The following is a 10427-nucleotide window of genomic DNA, read 5'->3' as shown; positions in this document are numbered from 1 at the left end:
CGGAGAGGGTGAGCTCTCCGGCCGCCGTAGTGGCCGGTCCGGGAGGGTGAGCTCCCGGGCCGGTGACCCGGGCGGCTGCGGGAGGGTGAGCTCCCCGGCCGGCCGGCGGCCCCTGCCTGGACACCGCGGCATGGTGTCCGGGCAGGGTTCTTGCACCGGCAGGTCCGGGGAAGGGGGGACCGGGCCTGCCGGAGTCATATGGAGTCGAAGGGGATCAAGGGCGTTGAAGGGGGTCTGAGGGGATCGAGGGCCGAAGGGGATCGGGGGCGGTGAAGGGGTCGGGGGACTGAAGGGGATTTAAAGGATCGAAGGGGGTCGAAGGGGATGGAGGGGGTCAGACGGGGAGGCTGTAGACGACCTGGAAACGGTCGCCCGGGATGACGATGTCGCTGGTCTCGACAGGCCGTTCGCCCGCCCAGTGGGTCCGTTCGACGTGCAGGACGTGCACGCCGGTGGGCAGGTCGAGGGCGTCGCTCTCCCCGGGCCGCGGAACCCGGGTGTGCACCCGCTCGACGATCTCAGTGATCTTGATGCCGAGCGAATGCATCCGCGCGATGACCCCCCGCCGATCGTCGTCCCCGGAGGAGACAGGGGCGGAGGAGGCGAGTTCGGCGGGTTCGTAGGAGGTGCTGAGCTGGAGGGTCTTGCCGTCGTCCCGGTAGACCGACCGGACGCGGGCGACCTGGGCGCTCTCCTCGATGCGGAGTCGCTGGGCGAGGGCGGGCCCGGCTTCGGTGTGGTCGAGGTGCCGGTCGAGGGTGACGCGGCGCCCCTGGCTCTGCAGGTCGGCGACGAAGGGGGAGGGGTGTTCGAGGTGCCGCCAGCGGTGCAGCGGGGTGAGATCGGGGCGTTCGCGTACGTAGTGCCCCGAGCCGACACGCCCGAAGATGAGGCCTTCGGTGGCGAGGACGCGCAGGGCGTGCCGGGCCGCTGTCTCGCCGACTTGGTATTTACGGGTCAGCTGCGCCCGCGAGGGGATGGGCGCGCCCGGGAGGAGTGTGCCGTCAGTGATCTGCCGTCGAATGTCTTCGACGACGCGCAGGTAGACCGGATCCGAGGTGGCCACGAGACCGTCCTTGTAGTGAGACCCTGTTAGGGCATTGGGCCCCATGTTGCCGTATTCGGCAGGTAACCTACCGTCATCGACGGAAGATGGAGTGCCAACTTTGGACCGGAGGGAAATTTTCCGCGAAACTCTGTAACGACCGCGTAAGGCCCGGCGATTGTTCGGTAGAGGTCGTCGATGTGTGTACCCCCGAGCACATATCGACGGCCTCTTTCCATGGGCAACGGGGTGCCGGGGTCCAAGCGTTTTGCGAATCCGGGTACCGTTCGCACTATGGCATCGCCCACCTCAACCTCGGACGCCCCTTTCGGCCGCACGCTGACCGCGATGGTGACCCCGTTCACCGCCGACGGCGCGGTCGACTACGCCCGCGCGCAGAGCCTGGCCGCGTACCTGGTGGACACGCAGCGCAACGACGGCCTGGTCGTGAGCGGCACCACCGGTGAGTCGCCGACCACCAGCGACGCCGAGAAGGAGCGTCTGCTGAAAGCGGTGCTGGAGGCCGTGGGCGACCGGGCGACGGTCGTCGCGGGGGCGGGGACGAACGACACGCACCACAGCGTGGAGCTGGCGAGGACCGCCGAGCGGGCGGGCGCGCACGGCCTGCTGGTCGTCACGCCGTACTACAACAAGCCGCCGCAGGAAGGGCTCTACCAGCACTTCAAGACCGTCGCCGACGCCACCGGCCTGCCGGTGATGCTGTACGACATCCCCGGTCGCAGCGGCGTGCCGATCCACCCGACGACGCTCATCCGGCTGGCGCAGCACGAGCGCATCGTCGCGGTGAAGGACGCCAAGGGCGACCTGTTCGCCGCCGCCCAGGTGCGGATGGCGACCGACCTGGCCTTCTACTCCGGCGACGACGCGCTCAACCTGGCCTGGCTGGCGCACGGGGCCGCGGGCTTCGTCAGCGTGATCGGTCACGTGGCCGGCGCGGAGCTGGCCAGGATGCTGGCCAATTACCGCAAGGGTGAGGTCGCCGAGGCCGGGAACATCTACCAGCAGCTTGTCCCCGTGATCGACGGGATCATGAACCGCGCGGGCGGCGCGATCATGGTGAAGGCCGCGCTCGCCCTCACCGGCCAGCCCGTGGGGCCGCTGCGGCTCCCGCTGGTCTACGCCAACGAAGAGCAGATCGCCGAGCTCAGGACGTGCCTGGTGGCCGGCGGAGTAAAAGTGAACGATCAGTCATAACGAAAGGACCTGCATGAGTCACCCGCATCCTGAGCTGGGCGCACCGCCGCCGCTGCCGCAGGGTGGTCTGAGAATCGTCGCGTTGGGCGGCCTGGGGGAGATCGGCCGGAACATGGCCGTCTTCGAGTACGACGGCAAGTTGCTGATCGTCGACTGCGGGGTGTTGTTCCCCGATCCCGAGCAGCCCGGCGTGGACCTGATCCTGCCCGACTTCGATTACATCAGGAACCGCCTCGACGACATCGAGGCCGTCATCCTGACGCACGGCCACGAGGACCACATCGGCGCCGTGCCGTACCTCCTGCGTGAGCGGCGCGACATCCCGCTCGTCGGGTCGAAGCTGACGCTCGCCTTCATCGAGGCGAAGCTCACCGAGCACCGCATCCAGCCGGTGAAGAAGCAGGTCGTCGAGGGGGAGCGGGTCCGGTTCGGCCCGTTCGACGTGGAGTTCCTGGCGGTCAACCACTCCATTCCCGACGCGCTCGCGGTCGCGATCCGCACGCCGGCCGGGCTGGTGCTGCACACCGGCGACTTCAAGATGGACCAGTTGCCGAGCGACGGCCGGCTGACCGACCTGGGCGGTTTCGCCCGGCTCGGCAGCGAGGGCGTCGACCTGCTGATGTCCGACTCCACCAACGCCGAGGTGGGCGGGTTCGTCACCAGCGAGCGGGAGATCGGCCCGGTCATCGACGAGGTCGTCCGCACCTCCAGCAAGCGCGTCATCGTCGCCAGCTTCGCCTCGCACGTGCACCGCGTGCAGCAGGTCATCGACGCCGCGGCCAAGTACGGGCGCAAGGTCGCCCTGGTCGGCCGTTCGATGGTGCGCAACATGGGCGTCGCCCGCGACCTGGGCTACCTGCACATCCCGGCGGGCCTGATCGTGGACGGCCGCGAGATCGAGGAGTGGCCGCCGGAGGACGTCGTCCTCATCTGCACCGGTTCGCAGGGCGAGCCGATGGCGGCGCTGTCTCGGATGGCCAACCGCGACCACCCGATCCGCATCGCCGAGGGCGACACCGTCCTGCTGGCCTCCAGCCTGGTGCCGGGCAACGAGAGCGCGGTCAACAAGGTCATCAACGGCCTGACCCGCTGGGGCGCCCGCGTCGTGCACAAGGGCAACGCCAAGGTGCACGTCTCCGGCCACGCCGCCGCGGGCGAGCTGCTCTACGTGCTCAACCTGACCAAGCCCTCGAACTTCATGCCGGTGCACGGCGAGTGGCGGCACCTGCGGGCGCACGCCAAGCTCGCCGAGCTGACCGGCGTGCCGGACGAGAACATCGTGATCGCCGAGGACGGCGTCGTGGTGGACCTGGTCGACGGCCAGGCCAAGATCGTCGGCGCGGTCCAGGCCGGGTACGTCTACGTGGACGGCACCAGCGTCGGCGAGATCACCGACGTGTCGCTGAAGGACCGGCGCATCCTGGGCGACGAGGGCTTCATCTCCGTCGTCGTGGTCGTCGACTCCAACACCGGCAAGGTCACCGCCGGGCCGGAGATCCACGCGCGCGGGTCGGGCATAGACCCTTCGCAGTTCGAGGGGATCATCCCGCAGATCGAGAAGGCGCTGCAGGAGAACGCCGCCGACGGCGTCGTCGACATGCAGCAGATCCGCCGGGTGGTCCGCCGCACGGTCGGCCGCTGGGTGAGCGACACCTACCGCCGTCGCCCGATGATCATCCCTGTGGTGGTCGAGGTCTGACCTTCTTTCCAGGGGTACGGCAGGCGTGCCGTACCCCTGGAGGGTGCTCACACGTCGCGGCGGGCCAGCGCCCAGCCGCCCACGGCCAGTGGCACCAGCGCGTACCCGGCCAGCGCGAGCAACGCCAGCGGCGGGGAGAGCGCGGAGCCGTACACCGAGTTGGTCAGGTCGTCCCCGGTGAGCTGCCCCGGGAGCGCGCCGATCATCACCGAGCCCAGGCTCTCGCTCCACGGCTCGGGCAGGTTCCCCACGATCATCGGGACCACGTACACCAGTCCCACCAGCACGGCCACCGCCCCCGCGGTGCTGCGCAGCAGGGCCGCCAGGCCCAGCCCGAGCAGGCCGAAGACCATCACCGACGTCCCGTAGGCCAGCAGCAGCGGCACCTTCTCGGCGAGCGGTTCGAGCGCGAAGCGCCCGGCCACCATCGGTCGCGCCACCCACGCCGAGGCGAAGATGGTGCCGAGCCCGGTCACGAGCCCGGTCAGCGCGAACACTCCCGCCTTGGCCGCCAGCACCCGCAGCCGGCGCGGCGTCGCCAGGAAGGTCGCCGGGGTCTCGCCGGTCATCGCGAGCACGCCGAGGATGCCCAGGCAGAGCTGCGGAATCATGATCACGACGTCTTCCGGCCCGGTCATCCTGGCCGTCGCGCGCTGCTCGGGGGAGGCGGCGTTCCACATCTGCACCGCCGAGTAGGCCATCAGCGCGGCGGCGCCGACCGTGCCGGCCGCCACGCCCAGCACGGTCCAGGTGGACCGCAGCGAGCGCAGTTTGATCCATTCGGCGTGCAGTGGCCGCAGGAGAGTGGTCATCGGTACTCCACCGCCGCAGAGGTCAGCTCGACATACGCCTCCTCCAGCGAGGCGTGCGCGGCGGTCAGCTCCGCCAGCGGCGCGTCGGCCAGCAGCCGGCCGCGCCCGATCACGATCAGGTGGTCGGCGGTGAGCGCCATCTCGCTCATCAGATGGCTGGACAGCAGCACCGTGCGCCCCTCGGCGGCCAGCGACCGCAGCAGCCCGCGGATCCAGCGCACGCCCTCGGGGTCGAGCCCGTTGACCGGCTCGTCGAACAGCAGCGCCGCCGGATCGCCCAGCAGCGCCGCCGCGATGCCCAGCCGCTGCTTCATGCCCAGCGAATAGGTTCCCACCCGCTTGCCCGCGACCTGCGCGAGTCCCGCCAGGGCGAGCACCTCGGCCACGCGCTTCGCGCCGATCCCGTGCGTGGCCGCGAGTGCCAGCAGGTGCGCCCGCGCGCTCCGTCCGGGGTGCACCGCGGTCGCGTCCAGCGCCGCGCCCGCCGCCCGGAGCGGCTCGCGCAGGCCGCGGTACGGCAGGCCGCCGACGAGCGCCTGCCCCGCGGAGGGCCGGTCGAGGCCGAGGATGAGCCGCATCGTCGTGGTCTTGCCCGCGCCGTTCGGCCCCAGGAAGCCGGTGACCAGGCCGGGCCGTACCTGGAAGGTGAGGCCGTCGACGACCGCGGTCCTGCCGCGGATCTTGGTGAGCCCGTTGACTTCGATCATGCCTGCCAGCGTGGCGTCCCGGCAGGTCACGGCGCGTCGGACCGTGAGCCGATTCCGGCCCCCCGGGGTCAGACCTGGGGTGGACGCGAACTGTCGGAGGGGGTGGCTACCTTGGTCACCGTGAGCCGCCCCCTGTACACCCGCCGTCTCGGCCCCACCCAGCTCCTGTGGTTCGACGTGCTGGTCGCGGCCGGGCTGACGCTGGCGTTGACCCCTCAGGCGCTGTCGACCGGCCTCGACCGGTGGGCCGCGCTCGCGCTCGTCGTCGCGCTCGGGCTGCCGCTGGCCGTACGCCGGGTCTGGCCCCGGGTCGTCTTCCTGCTCGTGCTGGCCGTGGCGGTGCCGGTGATGCTCCTGGGGGTCCAAGGGGCCTATCTCCCGCCGGCCTACGCGCTGTACGCGGTGGCGGTCTCCGGGCCTCGGGTGCGCTGGCGGTCCACCGTCGCGATGGGCGCGACGGCGGCGTTGTTGTTGTTCGTGCTGGCCGCCATGGGCGCTCCGGCGCCGCCCTCCGCAGCGGTGGAGCCGGGGCAGGTCGAGCTGGGGCAGGTGCTGGGCGGCTCCGGGGTGGTCGGGGAGGCGCTGCTCGGGCTGGCGTTGCTGGCCGGCACCTGGAGTGTCGGGCGGGCGGTGCACGAGCGGCGCGGGTACGCGGCGCGCGACGCCGAGAACCTCGCGGCGGTGGCGGTGGCCGAGGAGCGGCTGCGGCTGGCCCGCGAGCTGCACGACGTGGTGACGCACACGCTGGGGCTGATCACGGTCAAGGCCGGGGTGGCCAACCACGTCGTCGACTCGCGGCCGGAGGAGGCGCGGGACGCGTTGCGGGTCATCGAGACCGCCTCGCGCGGGGCGTTGGGGGAGATGCGGCGGCTGGTGGGGGTGCTCCGGGTGGAGGCCGACCGTGATCCGCTGCCCGGGCTGACCGGCCTGCCGCAGCTCGCCGAACGGGCCCGGCTGGCGGGGGTGCCGGTCGAGCTGGCGGTGGGGGAGGGGATACGGCTGCCGGAGGGGATGGAGCTGGCGGTCTACCGGATCGTCCAGGAGTCGCTGACGAACGTGATCAAGCATGCGGGGCCCTGCTCGTGCCGGGTGACGGTCTCGGCGTCGGCCGGGGTGGTGCGGGTCGAGGTGACCGACGACGGCTCGCTGGATGGGGGCGGCTTCCGTGAGGGGCACGGAGTGGTCGGGATGGACGGTTTCCGGGAGGGGCACGGATTGATCGGGATGCGCGAGCGGACCCTCACCTACGGCGGGGTCTTCACCGCCGGGCCGCGGCCCGAGGGCGGCTTCCAGGTTCTGGCCACCTTCCCGGAGCCGGCATGACCTGGGAGACCTTCCTGTTCAACGGCTTCGGTGGGCCCGCGTGATCCGGGTGGTGGTGGCCGACGACCAGGCCCTGCTCCGGGGCAGCTTCCGGGTGCTGGTCGACTCAGAGCCCGGGCTCGAGGTGGTCGGCGAGGCGGGGACGGGGGCCGAGGCGATCGAGGTAGTCGAGCGGACGCGGCCCGACGTGGTGCTGATGGATGTCCGGATGCCGGAGATGGACGGCATCGAGGCCACCCGGCGGATCGGCGGGCGGGCCAGGGTGCTCGTCGTGACCATGTTCGATCTCGACGACTACGTCTACGCCGCGTTGCGGGCCGGGGCTTCGGGGTTCCTGCTGAAGGACACCCCGCCCGCCGACCTGCTCGCCGCGATCAAGGTGGTCGCGGCGGGGGAGGCGTTGCTGGCTCCCACGGTGACCCGGCGGCTGATCGAGGAGTTCGTCCGCGGCGGCGGCGGGCGGCGGGCGCTGGCGGGGGTGACCGAGCGGGAACGGGAGGTGCTGGTGCTGGTGGGGGTGACCGAGCGGGAACGGGAGGTGCTGGTGCTGGTGGGCCGGGGCCTGTCCAACACCGAGATCGCCGGGTTCCTGCACGTGAGCCTGGCGACGGTCAAGACGCACATCGGCCGCCTGCTGGCCAAGCTGGAGGCGCGCGACCGGGCGCAGCTCGTGATCGCCGCCTACGAGAGCGGCCTGGTGGAGACGGGAGGCCGTCCCCTGCGCCCTTCCTGACCCGGAAGCAGCGGGAGGACTGCCGGTGGGAATGCCGGGGGAATCGCCGGTGGGGAGGCGCTAGCGTCATGGCTCATGAGAGTGGTCTTCACCAAATACGACGGTTCCCTGCACTGGCATCACCCCGCCCGCCTCCTGGGCGAGGACGAGCACGGGGTGTGGGTCGGCTGCGAGGCGGGCACGCTGGGCGCGAAGGGCGACGGCCCGCCGGTGACGTGGGACAAGGCGTTCGTCATGCTCCTGCCGCGCGAGGAGGGCTGGGTGGCGTTGTTCAACGAGCCCGGCCACAGCACCGAGGTGTACGTGGACGTGAGCACGGTGCCGGTCTGGTCGGAGGACATGGTGACCATGGTCGACCTCGACCTCGACGTGATCCGCCGGGCGACGGGCGAGGTGTTCCTGGACGACGCCGACGAGTTCGCCGAGCACCAGGTCACCTTCGGCTACCCGCCCGAGGTGATCGAGGCGGCCGAGCGCAGTGCGGCCTGGCTGATGGAGGCGGTGTCCGCCCGCAAGGGCCCGTTCGGCGGCGCTCACGAAGCCTGGCTGGCCCAGGTGCTCTGAGGCGTCCACATATGTGGATCTGGTCATGAATGTGAATGAAGTGGGAGAATCAACGGCAGGCCGATAGATTGTGCGGTGTGATATTGCACCGGAAGGGCGACGAACGATGATCTACGCGTACAACCCCCGCACCGGCGAGCGCTTCGGCGACCCCGTGCCAGAAAGCGGCCGGGAAGGCGTGGACGCGGCCCTCACCGCGGCGGCCGAGGCGGGTGCGCGCTGGCGCGCCACCCCCGCGAGCCGGCGCGCCGAGGTCCTGGACGCCATCGGCGCCGCCCTGACCGACCGGGCTGAAGACCTGTGGCCGCTCGCCGACCAGGAGACGGCCCTCGGCGAGACCCGGCTGCGCGGCGAGATCGCCCGCGCCGCCGGGCAGTTCCGCTTCTTCGCCGAGGTGCTGCGCGACGGCGCCTACCTCCAGGCGACGATCGAGCACGCCGACGGTCCCAAGCCCGACCTGCGCCGCATGCTCCGCCCCCTGCCGGGCGTGGCGGCCGTCTTCGCCGCCTCCAACTTCCCGTTCGCCTTCTCCGTGGCCGGGGGCGACACCGCCTCCGCGCTGGCCGCCGGCTGTCCGGTCGTGGTGAAGGCGCACCCCGCCCACCCGCTCACCTCCGAGCTCAGCGCGGAGATCATCCGGACCGCGCTGCCGGACCCCGCCCTGCTCGGGCTGGTGCACGGGCTGGAGGAGGGCAGGTGGCTGGTCCAGGACGAGCGGGTGGCCGCGGTCGGCTTCACCGGTTCGATCCCCGGCGGCAAGGCGATCCAGGCCCTGATCGCCGAGCGCGAGACGCCGGTGCCGTTCTTCGGCGAGCTGGGCAGCGTCAACCCGGTCGTCATCCTGCCCTCCGCCCGGCGGGACGGGCTCGCGCAGGGCTTCGCGGGCTCGCTCACCCTGGGCACCGGCCAGTTCTGCACCAACCCCGGGCTCGTGTTCGTGCCGGAGGGCTCGGGGCTGGTCGAGGAGATCGCCGACGCGGTCGCCGGCTCCACGGGGACGCCGATGTTGTCCGAGCGCATCCGCGACGGCTACCTCAAGGGCCGCTCCGAGCTGCCCGTTCTGGCCGAAGGGCAGCAGGGTGAGGGGGCGTGGGCGGTCGCGCCGCGGGTGCACACCGTCGACCTCGACGGGTTCGCCGCGCGGCTGCCCGAGGTGGCCGAGGAGTGCTTCGGTCCCTCGTCGGTGATCGTCACCTACCGCGCGGTGGACGAGCTGCCTGCCGTACTGGCCCGGCTGGACGGCTCGCTCACCGCGACCGTGCACGCCGGAGACCCCGCAGAGGCGGGCCCGGTGGCCGAGGTGCTCGGGCGTACGGCAGGACGGCTCATCTGGAACGGCTGGCCGACCGGGGTCGCGGTGAGCTGGGCCATGCACCACGGCGGCCCCTGGCCGGCGTCGACCTCGCCCGCGCACACCTCGGTCGGGGCGAGCGCGATCGACCGCTGGCTGGTGCCGGCCTCCTACCAGGACTGGCCGGAGGAGCTCCTGCCCGAGGAACTGCGCGAGGCCAACCCGCTCGGCGTCCCGCGCCGGGTGGACGGCCGACTGGAGCGCTAGCCGCTCAGCGGATGCCCTCGCGGCGCAGCGTCGCGGCGAGGGCACGAGCGTGCCGGGCCACCGCCTCCGCGGCCTTTTCCAGGTCAGAGACGTCGGCGGGCATCGAAAGGCTGAGCGCGTCGGTGGCGGGGATGCGGTAGTCCACCGCCACCGCGACGCAGGCCACGCCCAAGGTTCCCTGCTCCCGCTCGTAGGCCCACCCCCGGCTCCGCACCCGGCCGAGCTCGGCCAGCAACGCGGCCGGCTCGGTGAGGGTGTGCGCGGTGAGCGCCGGCAGCGGCGCGGGCAGCACCCCGAGCACCTCACCGTCGGTGAGCTGCGCCAGCACGGCCTGCCCGAGCGCGGTGGCGTGCGCGGGCAGCCGCCGGCCGACCCGCGGGATGACCCGCTGCGCCGTACGGGACTCGCGGGTGGCCAGGTAGAGCACGTGCCCCCCGGCCAGCCGGGCGAAGTGCGCGGTGTGCCCGGTCTCCTCGCGCAGATCCTCCAGCACCCCCTGCGCGTACGGCAGAGCCGGATCCCTGTCCAGGTAGGCGGTCCCGGTCAGCAGCGCGTGCGGCCCGATCCCGAAGGCCGAGCCGTCGCTCTCGATCCACCCCAGCTCCGCCAGCGTGCGCAGCAGCGCGTGCAGGCTGCTGCGCGGGAACCCGGTGAGCCGTTGCAGGTCGCCGAGGGTCAGCCGGTCGGGGCTCGACGACAGCGCCTCCAGGATGCGGATCGTGCGCTCGGCTGACTTCACCATGGCAGCGAGGGTAACGCGCCCGGACGGGA

Annotated in this window: 10 protein-coding genes; 6 read left to right on the top strand and 4 right to left on the bottom strand. The window is 72.0% G+C overall.

Features of this window, described 5'->3' with window-relative positions; all coding sequences use genetic code 11:
- Window positions 1–334: 334 nt before the first annotated feature.
- Entirely contained in the window at window positions 335–1066 is a 732-nt protein-coding gene (locus tag AB0I67_RS24285; RefSeq protein WP_357927526.1) for a GntR family transcriptional regulator, read from the bottom strand.
- A gap of 273 nt (window positions 1067–1339) precedes the next feature.
- On the opposite strand from AB0I67_RS24285, the gene dapA reads away from it, so the two are divergent.
- Window positions 1340–2260, top strand: coding sequence for a 4-hydroxy-tetrahydrodipicolinate synthase (gene dapA, locus AB0I67_RS24280; protein ID WP_357927524.1), 921 nt, complete (start codon window positions 1340–1342; stop codon window positions 2258–2260).
- 13 nt (window positions 2261–2273) lie between these two features.
- The gene (locus tag AB0I67_RS24275) at window positions 2274–3959 is read left to right on the top strand and encodes a ribonuclease J (protein WP_357927523.1); all 1686 of its coding nucleotides are present in this window, start codon (window positions 2274–2276) and stop codon (window positions 3957–3959) included.
- 47 nt (window positions 3960–4006) lie between these two features.
- On the opposite strand, the gene AB0I67_RS24270 is transcribed toward AB0I67_RS24275, so the two are convergent.
- Window positions 4007–4771, bottom strand: coding sequence for an ABC transporter permease (locus tag AB0I67_RS24270; RefSeq protein WP_357927521.1), 765 nt, complete (start codon window positions 4769–4771; stop codon window positions 4007–4009).
- On the bottom strand, window positions 4768–5478 hold the full coding sequence (locus tag AB0I67_RS24265) for an ATP-binding cassette domain-containing protein (RefSeq protein WP_357927519.1): 711 nt from the start codon (window positions 5476–5478) through the stop codon (window positions 4768–4770). The genes AB0I67_RS24270 and AB0I67_RS24265 overlap by 4 nt, the downstream gene beginning before the upstream one ends.
- Before the next feature lie 120 nt (window positions 5479–5598).
- On the opposite strand from AB0I67_RS24265, the gene AB0I67_RS24260 reads away from it, so the two are divergent.
- The 4 genes from AB0I67_RS24260 (at window position 5599) to AB0I67_RS24245 (ending at window position 9656) form a co-directional block, all read left to right on the top strand.
- A complete protein-coding gene (locus tag AB0I67_RS24260; protein WP_357927517.1) occupies window positions 5599–6801 on the top strand; it encodes a histidine kinase in 1203 nt (400 codons plus the stop codon).
- A gap of 40 nt (window positions 6802–6841) precedes the next feature.
- Window positions 6842–7534: a response regulator transcription factor gene (locus AB0I67_RS24255; protein ID WP_357927515.1), complete on the top strand. Its 693-nt coding sequence runs from the start codon at window positions 6842–6844 to the stop codon at window positions 7532–7534.
- Between the two features lie 75 nt (window positions 7535–7609).
- Entirely contained in the window at window positions 7610–8098 is a 489-nt protein-coding gene (locus AB0I67_RS24250) for a DUF402 domain-containing protein (RefSeq protein ID WP_357927513.1), read from the top strand.
- Between the two features lie 106 nt (window positions 8099–8204).
- The gene (locus tag AB0I67_RS24245; RefSeq protein ID WP_357927511.1) at window positions 8205–9656 is read left to right on the top strand and encodes an aldehyde dehydrogenase (NADP(+)); all 1452 of its coding nucleotides are present in this window, start codon (window positions 8205–8207) and stop codon (window positions 9654–9656) included.
- A 4-nt stretch (window positions 9657–9660) separates the two neighbouring features.
- Here AB0I67_RS24245 and AB0I67_RS24240 read toward each other — a convergent pair whose 3' ends face one another.
- Window positions 9661–10398, bottom strand: coding sequence for an IclR family transcriptional regulator (locus tag AB0I67_RS24240; protein ID WP_357927509.1), 738 nt, complete (start codon window positions 10396–10398; stop codon window positions 9661–9663).
- Between the last annotated feature and the right edge of the window lie 29 nt (window positions 10399–10427).

The sequence above is a fragment of the Nonomuraea sp. NPDC050310 genome (assembly GCF_040655795.1).
GTDB lineage: Bacteria > Actinomycetota > Actinomycetes > Streptosporangiales > Streptosporangiaceae > Nonomuraea.
This window is presented reverse-complemented; position numbering and strand designations above follow the sequence as displayed.